We start from the raw sequence: 22,830 nt of genomic DNA on the forward strand, positions 1-22,830 counted from the left end.
AGCGCGTCATGCGTCGCGACGTGAGATCGACGGTGCGATAATCCCCCCCCGCCAGGGGGAGGTGGCAGCGAAGCTGACGGAGGGGGCGGGAAGCCGACCCACTATCGTGCCGTACCCTCCCCCTCCGACCCGCTACGCGGCCCACCTCCCCCTGGCGGGGGAGGACTTGAGGGACTCCGCTCCGCCTTAACGCCGGGTCGCGCGGCCGCCGAAGGTGACGAGGCTTTCCGTACCGTCTTTCGCCAATGCCGACACGCCGATGAAATGATCGTCGACCGGCACCTGTTTCAGCGTCGTCGCGGTGGCGGTGACGTCGAGCGCCTTGGTCCAGTCGCCCGTGCCGTCGTTGCGGCGCCAGTGGACGCGATAGCCCGCCGCGCCGGGCACCGCGTCCCACGAAACCTTGGTATCGCGCGACAGGTCGCCGACCAGCGAGACCTCGGCGGGGGCGGCGGGGGCGGCGGCGAGGCGGTCGATCGTCGCGACGTTGATCGCGGCGACGTGCGCGAGATAGGCTAAGTCCATCCGGTCGATCGTGTCGCCATAGACGGTGCGGTTTTCGGTGCGCAGGTCCTGGTGCTGCGCGTCCCAATTTTCCGCGCCGACCGAAAAGCGGACCGCGGGATAGCCCAATTTCAGGAACGGTTCGTGGTCACCGCCGCGCCCGAACCGGTCGGGGCGCTGGTCGAGCACGACGTCGAAATTGCCGGGCAGCGTCGCGGCGACGCCGTCGATCGCCTTTGCCAGCGCGCGGCTGGGGCCGTCGTCCTCGCCGCCTTCGCCGCGGCGGCGCAGTTGCTCGACCATGTCCTCGGAGGCGCGAATGCCTTCGGAAAACACGCGGACGCGGTTGGCATCCTTGACGCCGCCCTGGCCGATCGAATTGCCGACGATGTCGTTGTTGAGCATCGCGGTGACGCGCCAGCCGCGCGCCTTGGCGGTGTCGGCGAGCAGCGCGCCGCCGAACAGCCCCTGTTCCTCGCCCGAAAACACCGCATAGACGATCGTCGCGTCGAATTTTTTCTTCGAGAGCAGCCGTGCCGCCTCGAGCACGACCGCGACGCCCGAGGCGTCGTCGTTGGCGCCGGGCGCGTCGCTGGTCGAATCCATGATGTCGGTGACGCGGCTGTCGATATGCCCGCCGATGATGACGACGCGGTTGGGATCGCGCCCCGGCTGGATGCCGAGCACGTCCTCGATTCGAACGCCGTCGGGCGCGCGCGCGCCGGTGACCGTGCGGCTGATCCGTTCGACCGTGATGCAGCCGCCGCAGTCCTTGCCGATCCGTTCGAACTCCCCCGCGGCCCAGGTGCGCGCCGCGCCGATCCCGCGTTTGGGGTCGGTGGTGGTCGACAGCGTGTGGCGGGTGCCGAAGCCGACGAGCGCCGAAACGGTCGTCTTCAGCCGTTCTGGGCTGGGGGCGGGGGGGGGAGCGGCGGCGGTGGCGGCGGCGAGGAGGGCAAGTGCGATCATCCGCGCACCGTGGCGGATTATGGGGCCGGGCTCAAGGCGTGCGGTGGAGTGGAGGGGGTGGCTGGTATCGCCCAGAAACGGAAATCGCCGCCCGCATCGTCGAGTGGTTAGCGGGGGTTGGTCGGCACCCAGTCGTCGGGCAGCTCATGCCACGGCTGGTCCGTGAAACGCGCCGCCATCTCTTCCTTGATCCGCCGCTCCCGCCAGATTGGGCCACCAACATGCCACTCGGCTTCTTCCTCGCCGAACTCTGCGGTCAGCCGCGCCGGGATGTGCTCGGCTGCACCCCAAACCGCCGTCAACTCCATGTTCTGGATGGCAGGGTCTTCCACGCGCGTATCGTAATCCGGACCATCTCCGTTCCACACGGTGACTGTAAGTGTGCCGACTGGCCATTGAACGGACGGTTGGGGGGCGACAAGTTCGCCGACGACCGGAAACCTGCCCAATTTCTCCCACTTCCCGGTTCGCATCGCCCGTGTAATGGACGGGTATGCAACAGTGGTCAGGACCATGACCGGAGTGGCGAGGACCTCGTCTGCCGGAGCCGGTTTTCGATCCCGTCGACGAAAGAAGCCGACCTTTTTCTCGGGCGTGACCTGCCCATAGTAAATCCACCCGGCTTCACCGCTGACCGCGTAAAGTGTTCCGGCGGCCATGTCGGCGCGAGCGGTAGGCTTTGCTTCGAACATCTTCAGATCGTGGTCGGGCGAGACGGTTCGGTCAACTGCCTCGCAGCGAAGCGAAAGCTGCCATTCCGTTTTCCACCACAATCAGACAATAACCAACTAGCTCAGTCGGTCGATCGCTTCGCGGTCGGCGGCAGGATGCCCGCGGTGGTGCCCGCGAAATCGCTGACCGAGCTGCCCGGCGCGCCGCTCGCCTCCGCCGCCGGTCTTCACCGCGCGACTCGACCGCCAGTGCGCTCTTGCCTCGCTCCCGTGCGGTCGCCACGTTCGACGGCGATGGAATTGCTCGATCCGCAACTCGTGCTCGGCGCCTATGCGGTCGGGGTCTTTCCGATGGCGGATGATCGCGATGCCGATCATGTCTATTGGGTCGAACCGCGGCGGCGCGCGATCATGCCGCTTGATGGCTTTCAACTGTCGCGATCGCTCCGGAAAACGATCGCCGCCGATCGGTTCCGCGTCACCGCGGATCGCGATTTCGCCGGTGTCCTCGCGCTCTGCGCCGAAAGCGTCGACGGGCGCCGCGACACGTGGATCAACCGCGGCATCGAACAGGTGTTCGGGGTGCTCCATGCGATGGGTTTCGCGCACTCGATCGAATGCTGGGAGGGGGACGAGCTGGTCGGTGGCCTGTACGGGCTGGCGCTCGGCACCGCGTTCTTCGGCGAATCGATGGTCAGCCGCCGGACCGATGCATCGAAGGTCGCGCTCGCCTGGCTCGTCGCGCGGCTGCGGGTCGGCGGCTTCACGCTGCTCGATTGCCAGTTCCAGACCGATCATCTCGCGCGGCTCGGCGCGATCGAGATCGATCGGGCGGATTACGTCGCGTTGCTGACGACCGCGGTGTCGGGGGTGGTCGGTGCGGTCGTGCCGGTGGCGGGCGCCGATTTCGGCGCGCTCGATCGACCCGTCGCGGGGGTCGACGCGTCCGATCCGGGCGCACCCAGCACCGTCGTATCGGGGCCGCGATCGGGCCAGGACATCGTGCAGCTCTTGGCCCAGACATCGTAGATCGGGTGCTGGACGACGTTGAGCCCGGGGCGTTCCTTGTAGAGCCACCCCGAGAATGTCCGCCGCCAATGCCGGTCGATGCCGCGCACGTCTACCTGGACGAACGCGCCGGTCAGCTTGTCCTGCTCCCAGGGCGCGGTCTGTTCGCATGCGCGCAGCCGGATGACGACATCGCCAAGCCGCGTCGCCTGCCCGGGCTTGAGCGTCACTTCGCGGCTGACGCCGTTACGCTTGTTGAGCAGCCCGACCACCGCGACCCGATCCTTCATCGGGGTGCCCCCGGTCGGCAATCCATCGGCTTCGGTCGCGACGGTCTCGATCGTCTCGGTCGCGCTGGTATCCGCGGGCGGCAGGATCTGCTCGGTTCCCGCGGACACGCGGCCCGTCTGCCCGTAATAGGTGCGGTAGCCCAGGAATCCTGCGATCCCCACCACCACCACCAGCACCACGGCGGCGATCCACCGCCGCGTCATCCCTCCGGCGTCCAGGCTTCGTAATCGCCCGTCGCGGCGGCGCGATGCCCGCCCTTTTCGAGCGCGCCCGCGGGGCGATAGGCGAGCGCGGTGCCGGTCAGATTGGCGAGTGCGGGCTTCTGCCAGGCGCGCGGCGGGGGCAGCGCGCGATCGGGAATGTCGTCGATCTGGTGATGGAGCCAGCTGAACCACGCGGGCGGCACCCGGCTGGCGTCGTTCGCGCCGACATAGATTACCCAGCGGCGCGGGCGACCCGCGGTATCGCTGCCGCCCTCCCAATAGGCGTTGCCCATGGCGTCCTCGCCGACCTTCGTCTTGCCGCGCAGGCCGTAGAGGACGGTGCCCCACGACGCGCCGTTCCACCAGGTAAAGGGATTGAGGTTGATGCCCATGGACGAGCGCTTACAAGCGCGGGGCCGCGCCAGCAACCGCGATCGTCGCCAACCCGGTCACGACGTGGGCGCCGGGGATGATGTCGATCCGTGGGGCCAGGTCACCGTATCGCCCTCCGCGATGCCCAGCGCGGCGGCCCGCCCGCCGACCAGTTCGAGCACCGCGGCGACCGGCTCGCCCGAGGGAATCGGGGTTTCCGAAAAGGGGATCGTATTCTCCGCGATCCGCGCGATCGTGCCGTCCGCCCGGATGAACAGGATGTCGAGCGGGGTCGGGGTGTTCTTCATCCAGAAATTCGCGTCCTGCGGCGCGCCGCCCCCCGCGGGATAGGGCCAGAACAGCATCCCGCCATCGGGGGCGAGGTCGGTGCGGAACATCAGCCCCTGTTCCTGCTCGGCGGCGGTGGTCGCGCGCTCGACCGACAGGCAATGCCGCGTCGTCGTCCCCTTGATCGCGACCGGCAGCCTGCCGGTCGGCGCGGTCGAGCAATAGCCGGTCGGCGTCACGCGCCGCCCGTCCTTGCACCCCGCCAGCGCCAGTGCCACGCCGAGCGTCGCCGCCGCGAGCCGCCACGACGCGGTCATGCTGGCTCGACGACGACCGCGAGCGGCCCCTTGCGGCCATCGACGATCCGCGCGGCCAGCCGCTGATCGGGCTCGATCGCCGCGATGTCCGCGCGGCGCAGCGTTTCCATATGGACGAACACGTCGCTGCCATCGGCGTCGCGGACCAGAAAGCCATAGCCTTTCAGCCGGTTGAACCATTTCACGCTGACGCCCTCGAACGGCCCCGCGGTGTCGATCAGCGTCGTCGGGTCGATCCGGTCGCTCTGCCGCGGCGTCCGGACCGGCTCCTCGACCGCATCGGTCAGATCGATCGAGACGATGTCGCGCGCCTGATAGCCGCGCCCGCGCTGGACTGCGCGCGCCTCGATCCGCGCGCCCTCGGGCAGGCTGCGGCGGCCATGGTCGTTAAGGACCGAGAAATGCACCAGGACATCGCCGATCGCCGGATCGTCCGCGACCGCGAAGCCGAACCCGCGGGTGACATCGAACCATTTGATCGTGCCGGTGATCGCGATCGCGTCGGGATCGTCCGCGCCCGCGCCCGCGCCCGCGCCCGCGCCTGGGCCACCGACGCCGCCCGTCCCTTCTCCGCTCCTGTCGCCCCGATCGGGACCCGGCTCGATACGCATCGCAACAACCCCTGTCGCAGCGACGCTAGCATGTCGTGCCGCTTCCGCAACATCTCGGCGTGCGTCACATCAGGTCGTCGGGGCCGATCTCGCGCTCCGAATCCACGATTCGGCGCGAAAGATCGAAACCGTGTCCCGCGCGCAACATCGCGCCGATCTGCTTTTCGCGCAGTGCACGATCGATCGCTACCCCCCCGAACGGCCCCAACCGACGCCGCCGCGCGAAGGTCAGCGCCGATTCGATCGCGCGATCCGCGACCATCGGTGCGATCTCCTCGGCGTCGGTCGCGCCGACATGCGCCTGGCGCAGCGCCAGCGCGACGCGCCGTCCCCCGAGCCCCCGCCGCCCCATCGCTGTCGCCTTCGCCTCGGCGTACGCCAGGTCGTCGACATAGCCGAGATCCGCCATCCGCTGCGCCAGCGCGGGCGGGTCCGCGGCAGGCCCCTCCCAGCCGCGCTCGCGGACCTTGCGGCGGAGATAATCGGCGAGTCGCCCCCGGGTCGTCGCGAAGCGTTCGACATAGCGCAGCGCCAGCCGTTCGAGCGCCGCGGCATCGAGCGGCGGAATCGGTCGCTTGGCGTGTTCGGTCCGGGCTGTTCGCATACGCCATGATTGTGCCACAGTCGGAACCGATTTTGAACGCCTCGCCGCGCCACAGCAGCATGGTGGAGCCGCGGGTCGGCCGGAACGGGATGGATAGATGACTGAGCCGTTACGCTCGACGCCGACCTTGGACGATCTGCCCCGGCGCTTTGCCGATTTCGCGACGCTGGGCGATGCGCTCGATTATGCCGCGAGCGGGGTGCGCGGGCTCAATTTCCACGATGCGCGCGGCGCGCTGACCCGCGCCTATCCGTTTGCCGAACTCCGCACCGACGCGCTCGCCGCCGCGCACCGGTTGATCGCGGCGGGAGCGAAGCCCGAAGACCGGATCGCGCTCGTCGCCGAAACCGGGCCCGAATTCGCGGCGCTGTTCTTCGGCGCGGTCTATGCGGGCGCCTGGCCGGTGCCGTTGCCGCTGCCGACCAGCTTCGGCGGCCGCGATTCGTATGTCGAACAGCTCCGGGTCCAGCTGTCGAGCTGCGATCCCACAATGCTGATCTATCCGCCCGAACTCGCCGATATGGCCGCCGAAGCCGCGCGGCTTGCCGATGTCGCAGGGATCGACTGGTCCGAATTCGCGACCCGCGACGCTGCACCGGCTACGTTGCCTGAGCCCGATGGCAAGGCGATCGCGTACCTCCAATATTCCAGCGGCTCGACCCGCTTTCCGCACGGCGTCGCGATCACCCATCACGCCCTGCTCAACAACCTCGCCGCGCACAGCCATGGCATGGAGGTCGTCGACACCGATCGCTGCATTAGCTGGCTGCCCTGGTATCACGACATGGGGCTGGTCGGCTGTTTCCTGTCGCCGGTCGCCAACCAGGTCTCGACCGATTATCTCAAGACCGAGGATTTCGCGCGCCGCCCGCTCGCGTGGCTCGATCTCATCAGCCGCCACGACGGCACGACGCTCAGCTATTCGCCGACCTTCGGCTACGACATCTGCGCGCGCCGGATTTCCTCGCAGATCAAGCCGTCGGAGCGGTTCGACCTGTCGCGCTGGCGCGTCGCGGGCAATGGCGCCGACATGATCCGCCCCGACGTGATGCAGGCGTTCGTCGACGCCTTCGCCGAGACGGGATTCAAGGCGTCTGCATTCCTACCGAGCTACGGCCTGGCCGAAGCCACGCTCGCGGTGTCGCTGATGCCACCCGGCGAAGGTATCCGCGTCGAATTGGTTGAGGAAACCCAGCTGTCGGGCGACGACGGGTCGGGCACGCGCCAGCCGCGCCCCCAGCGGTTCCGCGCGATCGTCAATTGCGGCAAGCCGGTTCGCGACATGACGATCGAGGTCCGCGAGGAGGACGGCACCCCGCTTCCCGACGGCGCAATCGGCAAGGTCTGGTGCAAGGGCCCCAGCGTCATGGTCGGCTATTTTCGTGACCCCGATGCGACCGCGGCGTGCATGGCCGACGGCTGGCTCGACACCGGCGACATGGGTTATATGTCAGATGGTTACATCTACATCGTCGGCCGCGCCAAGGACATGATCATCGTCAACGGCCGCAACCATTGGCCGCAGGATATCGAATGGGCGGTCGAACAGCTGCCCGGTTTCAAGGCGGGCGACATCGCCGCCTTCGCGATCACGACTCCGGGGGGCGAAGAGACCCCCGCGGTCCTCGTCCAGTGCCGCAGTTCGGACGAAACCGAACGCCAGCGGCTGCGCGAGGAAATCCGCGAACGCGTCCGGTCGGTGACGGGAATGAACTGCGTGATCGAACTGATCCCGCCGCGCACGCTGCCACGCACCTCGTCGGGAAAATTGAGCCGCGCCAAGGCACGCAACCTCTATCTCAGCGGCGATATCAAGCCCTACGACATCGCGGCATGATACGGATGCGGCAGCGAAATACCGGATGCAATAGTGGCGAAATCCGCGCGCGCGAAACTATCTGATAACCTCCCGCTGCTAATAATGCGGGGTGAAAAACGATAAGCTTCCCGCGATCGATATGACCGAGGTTCGCCTGGCAACGCTGCTGGGTCTCCGCGACGATGGCGACCCTGCGCAATGGGCGCGAATTCGGGCGACCCAGTTATACGCCGGTCGTCGGCTCGCGCTGTTCCTGCTCGCCGCCAATCTGATCGCCGCCGCAGCGACCGCGTCGCTGTTCGCGGGCCAGGTCGCACTCGGCCAGCTTGCCGCCTGGGGCGCCTTCGCCACCGTCACCGCGGTCGCGGTCGCGGTCCGGCGGCTGGCGACTCCCCATCGCACCGAAGGGTGTTTCGCCAGCGTCCAGGATCTGCGTGGGACCATCGGCGACGGCATTGCACTTGGCATGGTGTGGGCGATCCCGCCGCTGTTCTTTCAGCAGGGCATCGAAACCGGCGATGCTTATGTGCTCTGGATGATCCTGTCGGTGTTGATGACCGCGGTGGCGTTGGCGATGGCGCCGCTCGCGCTCGCGACGATCGCATTCGTCGGCAGCCTGGGGCTCGCGGTCTCGACGACGCTGGCGATCTCCGGTGCCTACGCCGCCGCCGGCGCGACGATGCTGTTCACGACAATGCTGCTGCTCGCCAGTCTCAACCGCGCGAAATCGCTGGTCGTGATCCGCGCCAGCCAGATGGCGCTCACCGAGCGCAACGACACCGTCAGCCTGCTGTTGCGCGAATTCGAGGACAATGGTGCCGACTGGCTGTGGGAGACCGATGCCAGCCGCCGGGTGATGCGCGCGTCGCCGCGCTTCGCCTATGCCTGCGGGATCGACCCGGTCACGATCGAGGGGATGCCGTTCCTCCAGGTGCTCGCCGGACCGACGTGGGAGAGCGGCAACTTCTCAGCGGGGCTGCGCAATCTCGCCAACAAGCTCAAGAGCCGCGAGAGCTTCCGCGACCTGCGGCTGCCTGTGATGGTCGGCGAAGAGGAACGCTGGTGGGAACTCGCCGCCAGCCCGCGCTTCGACGAATCGGGCGGCTTCTGCGGATTCCGCGGAGTCGGTTCCGACGTCACCGAACAGCGCGCGTCGGCCGACAAGATCAACCGGATGGCGCGCTACGACACGCTGACCGGGCTGCCCAACCGGCTGATGGTCAACGAAACCCTCGCGCGCGCGATGGCCGATGCCGAAAAATGGTCGGGCCGCTGCGGGTTCATGATGATCGATCTCGATCGGTTCAAGGCGGTCAACGACACGCTCGGCCATCCGATCGGCGACCGCCTGCTCAGCCGTGTGTCCGAACGCCTGGCGCAGCTGATGGACGACAATGCGATGTGCGGGCGGCTCGGCGGCGACGAATTCGCGATCGTCGTGCGCGATGCGAGCGACCCGCGCGCGCTCGAGCGCCTGGCGCACAGCATCATCGAAGCGCTGTCGCGTCCCTATGAGGTCGATGCGCACACGCTGCACGTCGGGGCCTCGGTCGGCCTCGCGGTCGGCCCGCGCGATGGCCGCACCGCCGAGATGCTGATCCGCTCCGCGGATCTCGCGCTCTATCGCGCCAAGGATGCGGGCCGCGGCGTGTTCCACGCCTACGAACCCGCGCTCCATGTCCAGGCCGAGGAACGCCGCGTGCTCGAAGTCGCGCTCCGCGGCGCGCTCGAAAAAGGCGAGATGCACCTCAATTACCAGCCCGTCGTCGATGCGGGCACGGGCGTGCTCAAGGGCTTCGAGGCGCTGGTCCGCTGGAACAGTCCCGACTTCGGCAGCGTCTCGCCGGTCAAGTTCATCCCGCTCGCCGAAGAGGCGCGGCTGATCGCGCCGATCGGCGAATGGGTGCTGCGGACGGCGTGTGACGAAGCGGCGCGCTGGCCGTCCGAAGTCCGCATCGCGGTCAACGTGTCCGCCGATCAGCTCCAGAACCCGGGTTTCGTCGCGGTCGTCGCCTCCGCGCTCGCCTCGTCGGGCCTCCCCGCCGGGCGGCTCGAGCTCGAAGTCACCGAAAGCGTGTTCATGCACGAAGGCCTCGGCGCGACCAAGACGCTCGAGCGCATCCTCGACCTCGGCGTCCGGCTCAGCCTCGACGATTTCGGGACCGGCTATTCGTCGCTGGGCTATCTCAGCCGCACTCGCTTCTCGTCGATCAAGATCGATCGCAGCTTCGTCCAGGGCGCCTCTAAGGGGGTCAAGGAAGCGATCGCGATCATCCGCGCGGTCGTGGCGCTCGCGCAGAGCCTGGGCATGGCGACCACCGCGGAAGGCGTCGAGACCGAGGCGGAGCACGAGATGGTCCAGGAGCTCGGCTGCACCAAGGTCCAGGGCTATTATTTCGGACGCCCGCTTCCCGTGACCGAGGCGCGCGAGCTCGCGATCCGCAGCTGGGGGGCGACCCGCGCCGCCTGACGAGCCGGGCGTGGCGTGAGGGAGGTCAGGCGGGGGCCAGCGCCACGATCGCGTGGCTGTACGCATAGGCCTGCCAGACCATGTCGACGAAGAACCCGACCCACATCGCGACGAGCACGATCGTCGACAGCAGATAGACGATGAAGCGCGCCTGCACCTTCTTCGGCCCGATATGAATGATACTGTGCCCGACGCGCAGCAGCACGAACGCCCAGGCGAGCAGCACCTGGAGCCCGTCGATGCTTCCGGTGATCAGCAGCAGCGGAACCAGCGCGAAATAGAGCACGGGTAGCTCGAACAGATTGGCCAGATTGTTCGCGGGCATCTCGACCGGCCTGAAATAGCGCATCGCTGCGTCGCCATCGGCAAAGTCGGTTGCGGTCGGCGGGGTTCGCTTCATGTGCGCGAACCGCTGGACAAAGAGCGTCATCCAGACTGCGAAGACAAGCCCGACCAGCGCGAAGGTCGGCCAGAAAATGTTGACGAGCACCATCGTGTTTCCCCTTATTCGGCTGCGCTCCAACATGACGCGCGCTCGGGAGGAAAGCCATGCCCCATATCGAATTGCCGCAGGACGGCGCGTGCCGGTGCGGGCGGGTCCGGTTGCGGATCACCGCCGCGCCGTTGCTGACGATGGCGTGTCATTACCGCGGCTGCCAGCGGATGACCGCAAGCGCCTTTTCGCTCAGCGTCGCAGTGCCGATCGACGGCTTCGCGGTGATCGCCGGCGATACCGAGCCCGGTGGCTGTCACGCCGCGGGCCAGGACCACCGGCATTGCGGCTGGTGCAAGAGCTGGCTGTTCACCCTCATCCCGCTCCAGTTCGGCTTCGTCAACGTCCGCAGCACGATGTTCGACGACACGAGTTGGTCAGCCCCCTTCGTCGAAACCTGCACCTGTGCGGCGTTACCCTGGGTCACCACCGGCGCGGCGCACAGCTATGCGGGGTTTCCCGCGGTAGAGGAGTATCCGAGGCTGATCGGGGCCTACGCCGCCAGCTGATCCCTTTCGACCGATAAAATAAAGAGGTCACGATCCACCTGACTCGTTGCGCTTGAGTGTCGTGCAGGCTTTGAACGGCGTATCGTGGTGGACAGCGGACGTTAGCGTAGGCAAGATGGAGGCAACGCGCTTAGTTCGGATTCGTTCTTCCAGTCTGCCTTCTCCGGCGACCTTCGACAGACAAACCACCGAGACGAAATACCCTGATCGGGATAATCCTTGTCGGCTATAGCGAACGCTTGGTAACGACTTCCAATTTTCAGAGGCAGCCGATTAGTCTCTTCTACGAAGCCGCTTGGGACGTGCCCGGTGTCGATACCGGTCAAAGTCACGCAGCCTGCGGATGCTTTGATTTGCCAGGAAACTTGCTCGTGACCGCTCGGGCCGACTAACTCGTAAACAGTCAACTCTTTCAGGCAGGTGGCCTGCGGTACTGACTGAAGCAAATTATCGTTGTGAAATTCGAGACGTATGTTTGGGCCAAATCCCGAAAACTCGATTTCAAAGAAGCTCGAACAAGAGCCGAGCAAAACTGCCGAAACCCCCACTATGCCGGCTGCGGCCATCGAGCGGAGCTTGCGGTTCATTTGGCAAGCCTATCAGACTCGCCAACGTCCGCAACTGGGCGATAGCCGAACGACCGGTTGATGGAATACCGCGATGCGAGCCGCAGACGGATCGAAGCTCATCATTTGCTTGTCACCCCGGACTTGTTCCGGGGTCCATCCCACCGCGAATCCGGAGTCGACCCACTATTCCTATCGAAAGCCGCTTGATGGACCCCGGAACAAGTCGGGGTGACGGTGCGGAAAGCAAACTGCACGCCAACAGCTGAACGGCTATCTGTCTAGATATGGATCGCCTGCCCATAAGCCCCAAGCACGCTCTCATGCATCATTTCGCTGAGCGTCGGGTGCGCGAACACCGTTTCCATCAGTTCGGCCTCGGTTGTCTCGAGCTGGCGCGCGATGACATAGCCCTGGATCAGCTCGGTCACCTCCGCGCCGACCATGTGCGCGCCGAGCAGCTCGCCCGATTTGGCATCGAACACCGTCTTGACGAACCCCTCCGCCTCACCGAGCGCGATCGCCTTGCCGTTGCCGATGAACGGGAATTTGCCGACCTTCAGCTCATGCCCCGCCTCCTTGGCCTTCGCCTCGGTCATCCCCACGCTCGCCACCTGCGGGCGCGAATAGGTGCAGCCGGGGATATTCCACGTCGCAAACGGATGCGGGTTCAGCCCCGCGATCTGCTCGACGCAGACGATCCCCTCGTGGCTCGCCTTGTGCGCGAGCCACGGCGCGCCGGTGACGTCGCCGATCGCATAGATGCCCTCGACATTGGTCCGCGCAAACCCGTCGACCGTGATCTGCCCGCGCTCGGTCGCGACACCGAGCGTCTCGAGCCCGATGTCCTCGGTATTGGGCACGATCCCGATCGCGACGATGACATGGCTGAACTCGGTCGTGGTGACCTTGCCGTCCCCCTCTGCAGTCTTTGGGCCCTTGATGCTGGCCGTCACGCCCTTGGCCGACGTCTCGATCTTCTCGACCCCCGCTTCGGTGACGATCGCGATCCCCTGTTTGCGGAGCGCTTTGTCCATGAACGCGGACACCTCCGCATCCTCGACCGGCAGGATCCGCGGCAGCATCTCGACGATCGTCACCTCGGCGCCCATGTCGTTGTAGAAGCTGGCGAACTCCACCCCGATCGCGCCCGATCCGACGACCAGCAGCTTGGTCGGCATCTCGGCGGGCACCATCGCGTGGCGATAGGTCCAGATCCGCTTGCCGTCGGCCTTGGCGAACGGCAGGTCGCGCGCGCGCGCGCCGGTCGCGACGATGATGTGCTTGGTGGCGAGCTCGACGGCCTTGTCGCCCTGCTTGACGCTGAGCTTGCCCTTCCCGGTCAGCGCACCGACCCCCTCGTACACCTGCACCTTGTGCTTCTTCATCAGCCCTTTGACGCCCGCGTTGAGCTGCCCCGCCACTTTGCGGCTACGCTCGACGACCTTGTCGAGATCGAACCCGACATTGTCGGCCGTCAGGCCATAGTCCGCGGCGTGGGTCATATAATGATAGACCTCGCTCGTCCGCAGCAGCGCCTTGGTCGGGATACACCCCCAGTTGAGGCAAATTCCCCCCAGCCGCTCGCGCTCGATGATCGCGACCTTGAGCCCCAATTGGCTCGCGCGGATCGCGGCGACATAGCCGCCGGGACCGGAGCCCAGGATGATGAGATCGAATTGGTCAGCCACAGTCTGCCTCTCGGTAAAATAGATTGAAACGATGGCAGCAGCGAGGGCACCCAGCCCGCCAAACAGGCCAACCAACCACCAACCTCGCGATCAAGCCAACGACACCGATGATCGCGCCGAACGAGCGTGAGATGTCATGGGCATGGCCGCGGTTCGCGACCATAAACATGCCCGTTCCAGCAACTGTCACCACAGGCACCGCCATCAGGGACGCGAGCGCTGCTGCCATGCCTCTCTTCACACCGCCGCATCCACCGCCCTGGGCTTCCGCTCGTCGTCGATCGCGACGAAGATGAAGTCGGCTTGCGTCACTTTACGCGCTTCCTCGCCGTGGCGATCACGCGCCCAGCTTTCGACTGCGATCGTCATCGAGGTCCGCCCGACGGTGGCAATACTGGCATAGACCGACACTTCATCGCCGACATGCACCGGTGCATGAAACTGCATGCCGTTCATCGCGATCGTCACCGCGCGACCCTTGGCGCGGCGCGCGGCGACAAGGCCAGCGGCCGAATCCATCAGACTCATCAGCCAGCCGCCGAAGATGTCGCCATAGGCATTGGCGTCGGCGGGCATCGCGGTGACGCGGATCGTGGGCGCGGTGTCGGGCAGTTGCGTCATGCCGCTCCCCGATCGATCCGCCACGCACGACGTAATGGTCCGATGCCCATCAGCATCGTCGCCGCCGCCGCGCCCGCGCCGCAATACCAGATTACCGCGCGCCCCAGCGGATACGACCACGCCGCCGCCGCGGTCAGCGCGATCGTGACCGCCAGCCCGAGCAGGATATAGAGCAGTTCGATTGCCACGCGCATCGCGTCAGGCCAGCATCGCCAGCGGCCGTTCGACGAGGTTCTTGAACGTCCGCATCAATTTGGCACCGTCCGCGCCGTCGATCGCGCGGTGATCGAAGCTGCCGGTCGCGCTCATCACCGTCGCGATCGCGAGCGCATCGTCGACCACAAAGGGCCGCTTCTCGCCCGCGCCGACCGCCAGGATCATCCCCTGCGGCGGGTTGATCACCGCGTCGAACTGCGTGATCCCGTACATCCCCATGTTGCTGATCGACGCGGTGCCGCCGGTATATTGTTCGGGTTTCAGCTTGCCGTCGCGCGCGAGCCCGGCGAGTTCCTTCACCTCCGCCGAAATCGCGGACAGCGACTTGGTGTCCGCGCCGACGACGACGGGGGTGATCAATCCGGTCGGGGTCGACACCGCGACCGAGATATCGGCGCGGGTGAAACTGATCAACTGGTCGGGGGTGAACATCACGTTGCACGCCGGCACCTCGATCAACGCGACCGCCAGCGCCTTCACGAGCAGGTCGTTGACCGACAGCTTCACGCCGCGCGCCTCGAGCCCCTTGTTGAGGTCGGCGCGCAGTTTCAGCAGCGCGTCGAGCCGGACGTCGACCGTCAGATAGATGTGCGGCACATTCTGCTTCGATTCGGTCAGGCGACGCGCGATCGTCTTGCGGATGTTGCTGAGCTTGGTCGCTTCGTGCGGGATGTCGGGAACCGCTGCGGGCTTGGCGGGCGCGGGCGCCGCCGCCGCGGGTGCCGCTGCGACATCGGCGGTGGGCGCCGTGGCTCCCGCCTTTGCGCCCTCGATGTCGGCCTTGACGATCCGGCCGTTCGGCCCCGATCCGCTGACGGCACCGAGGTCGACCCCCTTGTCCGCCGCCATTCGCCGCGCGAGCGGGCTCGCCTTCACGCGCTTACCGTCGGTGTTGGGCGCGGCGGGTGCGATCGGCTTGCCGTGATCCTCCGCGTGCTCCGCGGTACGCGCCGCAGGCTTTGACTCGCTGCCGGTCCGGTTGGGATCGGCGGGGTCGGGCTTGGGGTCCGACGCCGCGGCCGCGGGCTTGGGCGTGTCGCTCGTCGTGGGCGCTTCGACCGCCGACGCGTCCTCGCCTTCTTCCGCCAGGATCGCGATCACCGCGCCGACCGCGACGTTGTCGCTGCCTTCGGCTACCAGGATCTTCGCGATGACGCCTTCGTCGACCGCCTCGAACTCCATCGTCGCTTTGTCGGTCTCGATCTCGGCCATGATGTCGCCGGACTTGACGCTATCGCCCTCCTTGACGAGCCATTTGGCCAGCGTGCCTTCCTCCATCGTCGGCGACAATGCGGGCATCTTGATCTCGATCGACATTCGGGTCCTCTTCGCCTGGGGAAGCGGACTAGCTCTTCGCGCCAGCCCCGCGCCGGGTCAACCCTGGCGACACTTGCGCGCGCCGCGAACCCGCGCCACCTTGGCGCCCGGGGGGAACCAGCATGCGTACCTATCTCGTCGTGATCGACGATTCACCGGAGGCCGAGATCGCGCTGCGCTTTGCGGCGCGCCGCGCGGTGAAGACCGGCGGCGGCGTCGAGATCCTCGCGCTGATCCCGCCGCAGGAATTCATCGCGTTCGGCGGCGTCCAGGCGACGATCGAGGACGACATGCGCCGCCACGCCGAAGGGCTCGTCGCGGGCGCGGCGGGGACGCTGATCGAGGAATCGGGGCTGCGCCCGTCGATCACGGTGCGGGAGGGCGACGGCCCCAAGATCATCCGCGAGATCATCGCGGGCGATCCCGACATCGCCGCGTTGGTGCTGGGCGCGGCGGCGAGCGGCGCGCCGGGCAGCCTCGTCACTCATTTCGCGGGGACCGACGCGGGCATCCTGCCGGTCCCGGTGATGATCATCCCAGGCAGCCTCGACCGCGAAGCGATCGACCGGCTGAGCTAGCGATGATCGAACGGCGGTGGCGTTCGGACGATGCGCCGTCAGCCATCGCCATGAAAAAGGCCGGCGTGGTGAGCGCCGGCCTGGAAGATGTGAAGTCAGAAAACGATCAGCCCTTGCAGGTAAAATCGCCCTTGCCGGGGACGCTGATCGTCGCGCTGTTGGGGGTGCCGGTCAGCTTCCAGCCGCCCGGCGCGGTGAACGGATCGCCCGCGGTTTCGGCGGTCAGGCGGTTGATCGCGCCGCCCTTTTCGGTCCGGACATAGACCAGCTTATTTTCGTTGAAGAAGGTGACGTAGAGCAGGATATTGCCCGGCTGGCAGCGCATCGACTTGTCGGCGCTGATCGCGGGCGGCAATTCGACGGGCGCGCGGTTTGCGAGTTCGGCGGCCATCGGATCGGGATTGGTGTCCACGACCTCGGGCGGCTTGGAGTTGCAGGCGGCCAGCGCGAACAGCGCGGCGGGGGCGGCGAGGAGGAGGGGGCTCTTCATGGCGCGGCGACGCTTTGCCGATGCGGCATGGAGCGTCAAGCCGAATTGGTGATGACGGTACGCATTCCGTCGTTTTTGCATGAGCGAGGACCGTGTTGCGATGCGATCATCGGAGGCGATGTGCCTCCCACCATGTCCTCGCCGGGTCAGAGATAGTGCCGCAACGCCAGCCACGCGGGCAGTTTGGCGGCGAGGCCGACGGTGTGGAGCGGACTCGACGAGGGGAGCGCGACGCGGGCGACATGCGGGACCGCGCCCGCGAGCGCACGCGTACCGATCGCGAGGCTCTTGCCGCCGTTGAACGCGATCGCGCCGAGCGCGGGGAGGCGGCGCGTCAGGCCGATGAGGTCGTTGGTCGCCAGATCGCGGATCGCGGCGTCGGTACTGCCGGGACGGTGCGCGGTGGCGACGACGTCCCACAGGCCGACGCCGGCGGCCAGCAGCAGCGCGAGGCGATCGGAATAGTCGAGCGCCGCCAGGTCGCGGTCGAACACCGACCCGATCAGCCGCCAGAACTGGTTTTGCGGGTGCGCGTAATAGCGTCGTTCGGCGAGGCTGCGGTCGCCGGGCAGGCTGCCGAGCACGAGGACACGGGTGGCGGGATCAACGACCGGGGCGAAGGAGCGTTTGAGCATCAGCCGACGGGCCATGGCAGGACGGGCGCGGCGGTCGGGATCATCGCGGCAAAACTAGGCGGGGTTCCGGCGGTCGGCAACCGTGCGATGGGGTGCGCTTGCGCGGGGCCAAGCCGGATGCGCTTGCGCGGGGTCAAGCTAAGCTCGCTTGCCCCGCCCGGTCTGTGCCGCCATCTATTGGCGATGCAGACCTATCCCGACACGCTATCGCTCATCGGCCACACTCCGCTCGTCCGGCTGAAGGGGCCGAGCGAGGCGAGTGGCGGCGAAATCTACGGCAAGTGCGAATTCGCCAATCCGGGCGCCAGCGTGAAGGATCGCGCGGCGCTGTTCATCGTCGAGGACGCCGAGGCGCGCGGGGTGCTCGAACCCGGCGGGACGATCGTCGAGGGGACCGCGGGCAACACCGGGATCGGGATCGCGCTGGTCGCCAATGCCAAGGGGTACAAGACGATCATCGTCATGCCCGACACCCAGTCGAAGGAGAAGATGGACACGCTGCGCGCGCTGGGTGCCGAGCTGGTGCTGGTGCCCGCCGCGCCGTTTTCGTCGCCATGTCATTTCGTCCACACCTCGCGCCGGATCGCGGAGGAGACGCCGGGCGCGGTCTGGGCCAACCAGTTCGACAACATCGCCAACCGCCGCGCGCATATCGTCGGGACGGCGGAAGAGATCTGGGAGCAGATGGAGGGCCGGATCGACGGCTTCACCTGCGCGGTCGGCACCGGCGGCACGTTGGCGGGGGTCGGCATGGGGCTGAAGGCGCACGACGAGCGGGTGTCCATCGCGCTGAGCGATCCGCACGGCGCCGCGCTGTACGATTATTATGCGCATGGCGAATTGAAGTCCGAAGGGTCGTCGGTCGCGGAAGGGATCGGGCAGGGGCGGATCACCGCCAATCTGGAAGGCGCGCCGATCGATACGCAGTTCAGGATTTCGGACCAGGAGGGCTGGGATTGGGTCAAGCGGCTGCTCGACGAGGAGGGGCTGTGCCTCGGGCTGTCGTCGGGGATCAACGTCGCGGGGGCGGTGCGGCTGGCGCGCGAGCTGGGGCCGGGTAGCCGGGTCGCGACGATCCTGTGCGACACCGGATTTCGCTATCTGTCGTCGCTCCACGACCCCGAATGGCGCGAGTCCAAGGGGTTGCGCTAGGGCCGGATCGACAATCACCGACGACCGGGCTATCACAGCGCCAGGATGAAGATTGCGCCATCCCCCACCACGACCGCATCCTCGACGTCGCAGCGCGTCAAGGTCGGGCTGATCGGCCTCGCCGCGATCGTGCTGCTGATCGTGGTTGCAAGCGCGATCATCGGCACCGCGAGCCGGGAACGCCCGATCGATACCGCCGGTGCCGCGCAGCCTGCGGTCGTCGCGAACATGGCGGTCATCAACGAGGCGACGCCGTCGGCCGAGCCGATGGCCGAACTCGGCGTCGCGCCCCCCACCACCAACACCGCGGCGGCATCGCCCCGCACCGAATGAATCCCGGGCGCGGGGAATGGCGGGGATAGGTGCGGTGTCGCTTGCGATTGGCGGATTTGATTGGTCGAGCGGGGAGGCCGTCGGGGTGCCGTAACGCACCGTTTCGGGTGCGGTCGTTGGAATTAGGGTCGATTTCCCCGTCTATCCCCAAAAATCCCGTTGCGTCCCCGTCGTCGCCTTGATAGTCATTCATTTCAACGGGGCCAGTTTTACCCTTTGCATGGGCAAGTTCGGGGCGTGTCGAGGGACGCGTTTCGAAGCGGTGGAGCTGTGCGCGCCGTTGATGAGGGTGGCGTGGCGGAACGGGCGGATTATCAGGGGAGTGGACTTGCTCTTGTCGACGACAAGGGCCGCGTCGCGATCCCCAACGCCATGCGATCGGCCCTGGCCGCCAATTCGCCGCGCGCCGACGGCAAGGACGGCGGCACCATCATCATCGCCGCGCACGAAGATCAGCCCTGCCTCGTCGCCTATGACCCCGCCTATCGCGACACGCTGAAGGCCGAACTCGCGCGGCGACTCGAACTGTCGCGTGGCGCGGACGGCAAGGTCGACCAGAATATCCGGCGCAGCTTCGCCAACGGCGAAGAGGCGCCGTTCGACGGGTCGGGTCGGTTCGTGATGTCGATGCTGTCGCAGCATCTCGGCGGGATCGAGCAGCACGCGTTTTTCTACGGGATGCTCGACACGATCGAGATCTGGAACCCCAAGACGCTGATCGAGACCCCGGGAATCGATCCCAAGGTCGTCCAGACCTGTCGCTTCTATGCGCAGGAAAAGGGGATCGCGCTGTGACGCCCGCCCCGACCGCGACTCAACCCCATGTCCCCGTGCTGCTCGCCGAGGTCGTCGCCGCGCTTGCCCCCGCGCCCGGCGAGACGATGGTCGATGCGACCTTCGGTGCGGGCGGCTACACCCGCGCGCTGCTCGCCACCGGCGCGCGCGTGATCGCGTTCGACCGCGATCCCGATGCGATCGCGGCGGGGCGCGCAGCGAATGACGACGGCCTGACGCTGATCGAGGCCGAATTCTCGCGGCTCGACAGCGAAATCGGCGAGCCGGTCGACGGCGTCACCTTCGACATCGGGGTGTCGTCGATGCAGCTCGACCAGGCGGCGCGCGGCTTTTCGTTCCAGGCGGACGGGCCGCTCGACATGCGGATGGCGCAGGCGGGGATGACCGCGGCGGAGTTCGTCAACGAGGCCGACGAGGATGCAATCGCGAACGTGCTCTATCACTATGGCGACGAGCCCAAGAGCCGCCGGGTCGCGCGCGCGATCGTCGCGGCGCGCCCGCTGACGCGGACGTCGGAACTCGCGCAGGTGGTGCGCAAGGCGCTCGGTCATCGCGCACACGACAAGAAGGACCCCGCGACCCGCGCGTTTCAGGCGATCCGCATCCATGTGAACCGCGAACTCGGCGAACTGGCCGACGGGCTGGCGGCGGCGGAGCGTGCGCTGAAACCCGGCGGGCGGCTGGCGGTGGTGACCTTCCACAGCCTCGAGGATCGGATGGTGAAACGGTTCCTGCGCGATCGATCGGGCAACACCCCCGGCGGATCGCGCCATGCGCCGATCGTCGCGGACGCCGCGACGGCGCCGAGTTTCGAGGATGTCGGTCGCGCGGTGCGCGCGGGCGAGGACGAGGTCGCGCGCAACCCGCGCGCGCGATCGGCGACGTTGCGGACGGCGAAGCGGACGGCGGCCCCGGCGTGGGATCGCCCGGTATTTGAGGAGTTGAGCGTATGACGGCGGCGTATCGGTTGAAGGGCGTGGGCTGGTTCGGCGGCTGCGTGGCGATCGTGCTGGGATTCTACCTGGTGTCGCTGCAGGTCGCCGCCGAGCGCAAGAAGCTCGATGGCGTCAACGGCCGGATCGAGGCAGCGCAGCGCGACATCCGCGCGCTCGAGACCGAGTTCGAAACGCGGGCGAACCTCGCCCAGCTCGAAAAATGGAACGGCGACACGCTGGCGCTGGCATCGCCCACCGCGGGGCAGTTCCTGCCCGACGAGGCCGCGCTCGCCGCGTTCGACGTCAACCAGGTGGGCGCGACGATCCAGACTGCGGCGCTCGTCGTGCCATCGCTGCCGACCGCGCTGCCCGCGGTGCCGACGACGCGTGCCGCCGCCGCCGCGGCCCCCGCGGTTGCGCAGGTCGCCAGCGCGATCCGGACCGCCGAGAAGACCGTGATCAGGCCAGCTCCGGTCGCCAAGAGCGCGCCGATGCTGGCGAAGCTGACCGACACCGCGCGCGCCGCGGTCGCGGTAGCGAAGGTGCGCCCGGAGGCGGTCGCGATGCTCGACCGGAAGCTGTTGTCCGACGATACGCTGGGCACGATCCTGCGGAGCGCGCGCGCGGAATCGCACCTGCGTTGACCGTCCTGGTCGCCCGGCCCGTCGCGGCACGCGTCAGCAGCGGCCAGCGACATGCGCTGGTCGCGACCGCGCACATGCGGCTGATGATGTTGATGCTGCTGTTCGCCGCCGCTATTCTGGTGGTGATCGCACGGCTGGCGATGCTGGCGGCGTTCGCGGGGTCGGATGCCGAAACGCGGGTTGCGACGCTGGCGGCTCGCGGCGACATCGTCGATCGCAACGGCGCGCCGCTCGCGCGGACGATCGACGCCTGGACGATCGCGGTTCACCCCCGCGAGGTGCTCGGCGACAAGATGGATATCGCCGCCAAGCTCGCGGCGCTGATGCCCGATCGCGGCGACCGCGCGTGGTTCTATGGCCGGCTGACCAAGGATGTGAGCTTCACCTATCTCCAGCGGCGGGCCTCGCCCGCGCTGGTCGAACAGGTCAACGCGATCGGAGAACCCGCGATCGTGTTCGCGCGCGAAACCCAGCGGCTCTATCCGCAATCGACGCTAGGCGCACATGCGCTCGGCTACCTGACCCGCGAAGGGCATGGCATGGCGGGGATGGAGCGCGTGCTCGACGAGCGGTTGCTCGACCCCGCCAGCAACGGCGCGCCGGTCGCGCTGTCGATCGACACCCGCGTCCAGGCCGCGATCGAAAGCGAACTCGGGCGCGCGATGACGACCTTTTCGGCGCGTGGCGCGGGCGGGATCGTGCTGGACGTGCGGACCGGCGAAGTGATCGCGATGGCGTCGCTCCCGACCTTCAATCCCAATCGCGTCGGCATGTCGAGCCCCGAGGAACTGCGCAACGTCACCACCCAGAGCGTGTTCGAGCTGGGGTCGACCTTCAAGCCGATCGCGATGGCGACGGCGCTCGATACCGGCGTGGTCGCCAGTCCGGCGCGGCGCTGGGACGCGACCCATCCGCTGAAGGTCGGCAGGTTCACGATCCACGACGAACGCGGCGATCCGAAACGCTGGCTCACGATGCCCGAAATCCTGATCTATTCGTCCAACGTCGCGACCGCGCGCGTCGCCGACGAAATCGGGCCGGAGCGGATGCAGGCGATGTTCCGCAAACTGGGCTTCGACACCAAGCCCGATATCGAGCTGCGCGAAAAGGGACGCCCGCTGTGGCCGACCTATTGGGCGCGGACCACGACGATGACGACGGCGTTTGGCCACGGCATCGCGATCACGCCGTTGCAGCTGGCGAGCGCCTATGCCGCGCTGGTCAACGGCGGGATATGGCGGCCCGCGACGCTGCTGAAGGTCGCCCCAGGGCACGCTGCGGCCGGGCGGCGGGTGATCAGCGGCGCGACCAGCAACCAGATTCGCGAAATGTTGCGGCTCGTGGTGATGCGCGGCACCGGGCGCAAGGGCGATGCGCCGGGGTATCGCGTCGGTGGCAAGACCGGCACCGCCGAAGCCGCGAGTGGCGGCGGCTATGATCGCAGCCGCAACGTCGCGACCTTCGTCGCGGCATTTCCGATGGAGGCGCCGCGCTATGTGGTGCTGGCGATGCTCGATTCGCCGCAGGGGACCAAGGAAACCGGGGGATGGAAGACCGCCGCCTATAACGCCGCCCCGGTGGTCGGACGCACCATCGCGCGAACCGGCGCGCTGTTGGGAGTCATTCCCGATATGAGCCGCGACATCAACATCGACGAGATGTTGCCGATGCTGTGGCAGGACCCCGCGCACAAGCCGGTGACGGGCCAATGAGCGTCCCACCAGCCAG

The 22,830-nt window shown here is 67.4% G+C and carries 26 protein-coding genes and 1 pseudogene; 11 read left to right on the top strand and 16 right to left on the bottom strand.

Annotation, left to right across the window (positions count from 1 at the left end; all coding sequences use genetic code 11):
- Window positions 1-186 precede the first annotated feature (186 nt).
- Both EAH84_RS06665 and EAH84_RS06670 read right to left on the bottom strand, forming a co-directional pair.
- Window positions 187-1,473, bottom strand: coding sequence for a M20/M25/M40 family metallo-hydrolase (locus EAH84_RS06665; protein WP_140869620.1), 1,287 nt, complete (start codon window positions 1,471-1,473; stop codon window positions 187-189).
- 107 nt (window positions 1,474-1,580) lie between these two features.
- A complete protein-coding gene (locus tag EAH84_RS06670; protein ID WP_140869623.1) occupies window positions 1,581-2,165 on the bottom strand; it encodes a hypothetical protein in 585 nt (194 codons plus the stop codon).
- Between the two features lie 273 nt (window positions 2,166-2,438).
- Here EAH84_RS06670 and aat point away from each other — a divergent pair, with 273 nt between their 5' ends.
- Window positions 2,439-3,173, top strand: a complete 735-nt coding sequence (gene aat, locus EAH84_RS06675) for a leucyl/phenylalanyl-tRNA--protein transferase (protein ID WP_140870035.1) — start codon at window positions 2,439-2,441, stop codon at window positions 3,171-3,173.
- A 35-nt stretch (window positions 3,174-3,208) separates the two neighbouring features.
- On the opposite strand, the pseudogene EAH84_RS16585 reads toward aat, so the two are convergent.
- The 5 genes and pseudogenes from EAH84_RS16585 to EAH84_RS06700 form a co-directional block, all read right to left on the bottom strand.
- Window positions 3,209-3,646 (bottom strand): annotated as a pseudogene (locus tag EAH84_RS16585) (DUF2155 domain-containing protein); the annotation flags it as partial.
- Window positions 3,643-4,038 (bottom strand): NADH:ubiquinone oxidoreductase subunit NDUFA12, encoded by a 396-nt coding sequence (locus EAH84_RS06685; protein WP_140869626.1) that lies wholly within the window; start codon window positions 4,036-4,038, stop codon window positions 3,643-3,645. The gene EAH84_RS06685 and the pseudogene EAH84_RS16585, both read right to left, overlap by 4 nt.
- 57 nt (window positions 4,039-4,095) lie before the next feature.
- Window positions 4,096-4,623: a DUF192 domain-containing protein gene (locus tag EAH84_RS06690; RefSeq protein ID WP_140869629.1), complete on the bottom strand. Its 528-nt coding sequence runs from the start codon at window positions 4,621-4,623 to the stop codon at window positions 4,096-4,098.
- Window positions 4,620-5,234 carry a cold-shock protein gene (locus EAH84_RS06695; protein WP_140869632.1) on the bottom strand — a complete coding sequence of 205 codons (615 nt, stop codon included), beginning with the start codon at window positions 5,232-5,234 and terminating at the stop codon, window positions 4,620-4,622. The genes EAH84_RS06690 and EAH84_RS06695 overlap by 4 nt, the downstream gene beginning before the upstream one ends.
- A gap of 64 nt (window positions 5,235-5,298) precedes the next feature.
- Window positions 5,299-5,838 (bottom strand): RecX family transcriptional regulator, encoded by a 540-nt coding sequence (locus EAH84_RS06700; RefSeq protein WP_140869635.1) that lies wholly within the window; start codon window positions 5,836-5,838, stop codon window positions 5,299-5,301.
- A gap of 97 nt (window positions 5,839-5,935) precedes the next feature.
- On the opposite strand from EAH84_RS06700, the gene EAH84_RS06705 reads away from it, so the two are divergent.
- Both EAH84_RS06705 and EAH84_RS06710 read left to right on the top strand, forming a co-directional pair.
- Entirely contained in the window at window positions 5,936-7,675 is a 1,740-nt protein-coding gene (locus EAH84_RS06705) for a fatty acyl-AMP ligase (protein WP_140869638.1), read from the top strand.
- Window positions 7,676-7,796: 121 nt separating this feature from the next.
- Window positions 7,797-10,127, top strand: coding sequence for a putative bifunctional diguanylate cyclase/phosphodiesterase (locus EAH84_RS06710; RefSeq protein ID WP_140869641.1), 2,331 nt, complete (start codon window positions 7,797-7,799; stop codon window positions 10,125-10,127).
- A 25-nt stretch (window positions 10,128-10,152) separates the two neighbouring features.
- On the opposite strand, the gene EAH84_RS06715 is transcribed toward EAH84_RS06710, so the two are convergent.
- On the bottom strand, window positions 10,153-10,620 hold the full coding sequence (locus tag EAH84_RS06715) for an MAPEG family protein (RefSeq protein WP_161978347.1): 468 nt from the start codon (window positions 10,618-10,620) through the stop codon (window positions 10,153-10,155).
- Window positions 10,621-10,676: 56 nt separating this feature from the next.
- On the opposite strand from EAH84_RS06715, the gene EAH84_RS06720 reads away from it, so the two are divergent.
- Complete coding sequence (locus tag EAH84_RS06720; RefSeq protein ID WP_140869647.1) at window positions 10,677-11,129, top strand: GFA family protein; 453 nt, start codon at window positions 10,677-10,679, stop codon at window positions 11,127-11,129.
- Window positions 11,130-11,230: 101 nt separating this feature from the next.
- Here the strand turns inward: EAH84_RS06720 and EAH84_RS06725 are convergent, their stop codons facing one another.
- The 5 genes from EAH84_RS06725 to EAH84_RS06745 all read right to left on the bottom strand — a co-directional run bounded on the left by EAH84_RS06725 (window position 11,231) and on the right by EAH84_RS06745 (window position 15,540).
- Window positions 11,231-11,716 (bottom strand): hypothetical protein, encoded by a 486-nt coding sequence (locus EAH84_RS06725; RefSeq protein WP_140869650.1) that lies wholly within the window; start codon window positions 11,714-11,716, stop codon window positions 11,231-11,233.
- Between the two features lie 260 nt (window positions 11,717-11,976).
- Window positions 11,977-13,386 carry a dihydrolipoyl dehydrogenase gene (gene lpdA / locus EAH84_RS06730; protein ID WP_140869653.1) on the bottom strand — a complete coding sequence of 470 codons (1,410 nt, stop codon included), beginning with the start codon at window positions 13,384-13,386 and terminating at the stop codon, window positions 11,977-11,979.
- A gap of 237 nt (window positions 13,387-13,623) precedes the next feature.
- Window positions 13,624-14,007, bottom strand: coding sequence for an acyl-CoA thioesterase (locus EAH84_RS06735; RefSeq protein ID WP_140869656.1), 384 nt, complete (start codon window positions 14,005-14,007; stop codon window positions 13,624-13,626).
- Window positions 14,004-14,201 carry a hypothetical protein gene (locus EAH84_RS06740; RefSeq protein ID WP_140869659.1) on the bottom strand — a complete coding sequence of 66 codons (198 nt, stop codon included), beginning with the start codon at window positions 14,199-14,201 and terminating at the stop codon, window positions 14,004-14,006. The genes EAH84_RS06735 and EAH84_RS06740 overlap by 4 nt, the downstream gene beginning before the upstream one ends.
- A 4-nt stretch (window positions 14,202-14,205) precedes the next feature.
- Entirely contained in the window at window positions 14,206-15,540 is a 1,335-nt protein-coding gene (locus EAH84_RS06745; RefSeq protein ID WP_140869661.1) for a pyruvate dehydrogenase complex dihydrolipoamide acetyltransferase, read from the bottom strand.
- Between the two features lie 122 nt (window positions 15,541-15,662).
- Here EAH84_RS06745 and EAH84_RS06750 point away from each other — a divergent pair, with 122 nt between their 5' ends.
- On the top strand, window positions 15,663-16,118 hold the full coding sequence (locus EAH84_RS06750) for a universal stress protein (RefSeq protein ID WP_140869664.1): 456 nt from the start codon (window positions 15,663-15,665) through the stop codon (window positions 16,116-16,118).
- A 106-nt stretch (window positions 16,119-16,224) separates the two neighbouring features.
- On the opposite strand, the gene EAH84_RS06755 is transcribed toward EAH84_RS06750, so the two are convergent.
- The 3 genes from EAH84_RS06755 to EAH84_RS15895 form a co-directional block, all read right to left on the bottom strand.
- The gene (locus EAH84_RS06755; protein ID WP_140869667.1) at window positions 16,225-16,608 is read right to left on the bottom strand and encodes a hypothetical protein; all 384 of its coding nucleotides are present in this window, start codon (window positions 16,606-16,608) and stop codon (window positions 16,225-16,227) included.
- Between the two features lie 146 nt (window positions 16,609-16,754).
- Window positions 16,755-17,243 (bottom strand): DNA-deoxyinosine glycosylase, encoded by a 489-nt coding sequence (locus EAH84_RS06760; RefSeq protein WP_140869670.1) that lies wholly within the window; start codon window positions 17,241-17,243, stop codon window positions 16,755-16,757.
- On the bottom strand, window positions 17,243-17,380 hold the full coding sequence (locus EAH84_RS15895) for a hypothetical protein (protein WP_161978348.1): 138 nt from the start codon (window positions 17,378-17,380) through the stop codon (window positions 17,243-17,245). The genes EAH84_RS06760 and EAH84_RS15895 overlap by 1 nt, the downstream gene beginning before the upstream one ends.
- A 46-nt stretch (window positions 17,381-17,426) precedes the next feature.
- Between EAH84_RS15895 and EAH84_RS06765 the strand changes: the two genes are divergently transcribed.
- The 6 genes from EAH84_RS06765 (at window position 17,427) to EAH84_RS06790 (ending at window position 22,814) form a co-directional block, all read left to right on the top strand.
- Window positions 17,427-18,395, top strand: coding sequence for a cysteine synthase A (locus EAH84_RS06765; protein ID WP_140869673.1), 969 nt, complete (start codon window positions 17,427-17,429; stop codon window positions 18,393-18,395).
- A gap of 45 nt (window positions 18,396-18,440) precedes the next feature.
- Window positions 18,441-18,728, top strand: a complete 288-nt coding sequence (locus EAH84_RS06770) for a hypothetical protein (protein WP_140869676.1) — start codon at window positions 18,441-18,443, stop codon at window positions 18,726-18,728.
- Window positions 18,729-19,022: 294 nt separating this feature from the next.
- The gene (locus EAH84_RS06775; RefSeq protein ID WP_140869679.1) at window positions 19,023-19,523 is read left to right on the top strand and encodes a division/cell wall cluster transcriptional repressor MraZ; all 501 of its coding nucleotides are present in this window, start codon (window positions 19,023-19,025) and stop codon (window positions 19,521-19,523) included.
- On the top strand, window positions 19,520-20,476 hold the full coding sequence (gene rsmH, locus EAH84_RS06780) for a 16S rRNA (cytosine(1402)-N(4))-methyltransferase RsmH (RefSeq protein WP_140869682.1): 957 nt from the start codon (window positions 19,520-19,522) through the stop codon (window positions 20,474-20,476). Before EAH84_RS06775 ends, rsmH begins: the two co-directional genes overlap by 4 nt.
- Window positions 20,473-21,102 (top strand): hypothetical protein, encoded by a 630-nt coding sequence (locus EAH84_RS06785; RefSeq protein ID WP_140869685.1) that lies wholly within the window; start codon window positions 20,473-20,475, stop codon window positions 21,100-21,102. Before rsmH ends, EAH84_RS06785 begins: the two co-directional genes overlap by 4 nt.
- Window positions 21,099-22,814, top strand: a complete 1,716-nt coding sequence (locus EAH84_RS06790; protein WP_140869688.1) for a peptidoglycan D,D-transpeptidase FtsI family protein — start codon at window positions 21,099-21,101, stop codon at window positions 22,812-22,814. Before EAH84_RS06785 ends, EAH84_RS06790 begins: the two co-directional genes overlap by 4 nt.
- The last annotated feature ends 16 nt before the right edge of the window (window positions 22,815-22,830 follow it).

The organism is Sphingomonas oligophenolica (assembly GCF_006438955.1).
Taxonomy (GTDB): Bacteria; Pseudomonadota; Alphaproteobacteria; order Sphingomonadales; family Sphingomonadaceae; genus Sphingomonas; species Sphingomonas oligophenolica_A.

Excerpts from the sequence above, each read along its gene's own strand:
- EAH84_RS06665 (WP_140869620.1), bottom strand. The coding sequence starts at position 1,473 with ATGATCGCACTTGCCCTCCTCGCCGCCGCCACCGCCGCCGCTCCCCCC.
- EAH84_RS06670 (WP_140869623.1), bottom strand. The coding sequence starts at position 2,165 with ATGTTCGAAGCAAAGCCTACCGCTCGCGCCGACATGGCCGCCGGAACA.
- aat (WP_140870035.1), top strand. The coding sequence starts at position 2,439 with ATGGAATTGCTCGATCCGCAACTCGTGCTCGGCGCCTATGCGGTCGGG.
- EAH84_RS06685 (WP_140869626.1), bottom strand. The coding sequence starts at position 4,038 with ATGGGCATCAACCTCAATCCCTTTACCTGGTGGAACGGCGCGTCGTGG.
- EAH84_RS06690 (WP_140869629.1), bottom strand. The coding sequence starts at position 4,623 with ATGACCGCGTCGTGGCGGCTCGCGGCGGCGACGCTCGGCGTGGCACTG.
- EAH84_RS06695 (WP_140869632.1), bottom strand. The coding sequence starts at position 5,234 with ATGCGTATCGAGCCGGGTCCCGATCGGGGCGACAGGAGCGGAGAAGGG.
- EAH84_RS06700 (WP_140869635.1), bottom strand. The coding sequence starts at position 5,838 with ATGCGAACAGCCCGGACCGAACACGCCAAGCGACCGATTCCGCCGCTC.
- EAH84_RS06705 (WP_140869638.1), top strand. The coding sequence starts at position 5,936 with ATGACTGAGCCGTTACGCTCGACGCCGACCTTGGACGATCTGCCCCGG.
- EAH84_RS06710 (WP_140869641.1), top strand. The coding sequence starts at position 7,797 with ATGACCGAGGTTCGCCTGGCAACGCTGCTGGGTCTCCGCGACGATGGC.
- EAH84_RS06715 (WP_161978347.1), bottom strand. The coding sequence starts at position 10,620 with ATGGTGCTCGTCAACATTTTCTGGCCGACCTTCGCGCTGGTCGGGCTT.
- EAH84_RS06720 (WP_140869647.1), top strand. The coding sequence starts at position 10,677 with ATGCCCCATATCGAATTGCCGCAGGACGGCGCGTGCCGGTGCGGGCGG.
- EAH84_RS06725 (WP_140869650.1), bottom strand. The coding sequence starts at position 11,716 with ATGAACCGCAAGCTCCGCTCGATGGCCGCAGCCGGCATAGTGGGGGTT.
- EAH84_RS06735 (WP_140869656.1), bottom strand. The coding sequence starts at position 14,007 with ATGACGCAACTGCCCGACACCGCGCCCACGATCCGCGTCACCGCGATG.
- EAH84_RS06740 (WP_140869659.1), bottom strand. The coding sequence starts at position 14,201 with ATGCGCGTGGCAATCGAACTGCTCTATATCCTGCTCGGGCTGGCGGTC.
- EAH84_RS06745 (WP_140869661.1), bottom strand. The coding sequence starts at position 15,540 with ATGTCGATCGAGATCAAGATGCCCGCATTGTCGCCGACGATGGAGGAA.
- EAH84_RS06750 (WP_140869664.1), top strand. The coding sequence starts at position 15,663 with ATGCGTACCTATCTCGTCGTGATCGACGATTCACCGGAGGCCGAGATC.
- EAH84_RS06755 (WP_140869667.1), bottom strand. The coding sequence starts at position 16,608 with ATGAAGAGCCCCCTCCTCCTCGCCGCCCCCGCCGCGCTGTTCGCGCTG.
- EAH84_RS06760 (WP_140869670.1), bottom strand. The coding sequence starts at position 17,243 with ATGCTCAAACGCTCCTTCGCCCCGGTCGTTGATCCCGCCACCCGTGTC.
- EAH84_RS06765 (WP_140869673.1), top strand. The coding sequence starts at position 17,427 with ATGCAGACCTATCCCGACACGCTATCGCTCATCGGCCACACTCCGCTC.
- EAH84_RS06770 (WP_140869676.1), top strand. The coding sequence starts at position 18,441 with ATGAAGATTGCGCCATCCCCCACCACGACCGCATCCTCGACGTCGCAG.
- EAH84_RS06785 (WP_140869685.1), top strand. The coding sequence starts at position 20,473 with ATGACGGCGGCGTATCGGTTGAAGGGCGTGGGCTGGTTCGGCGGCTGC.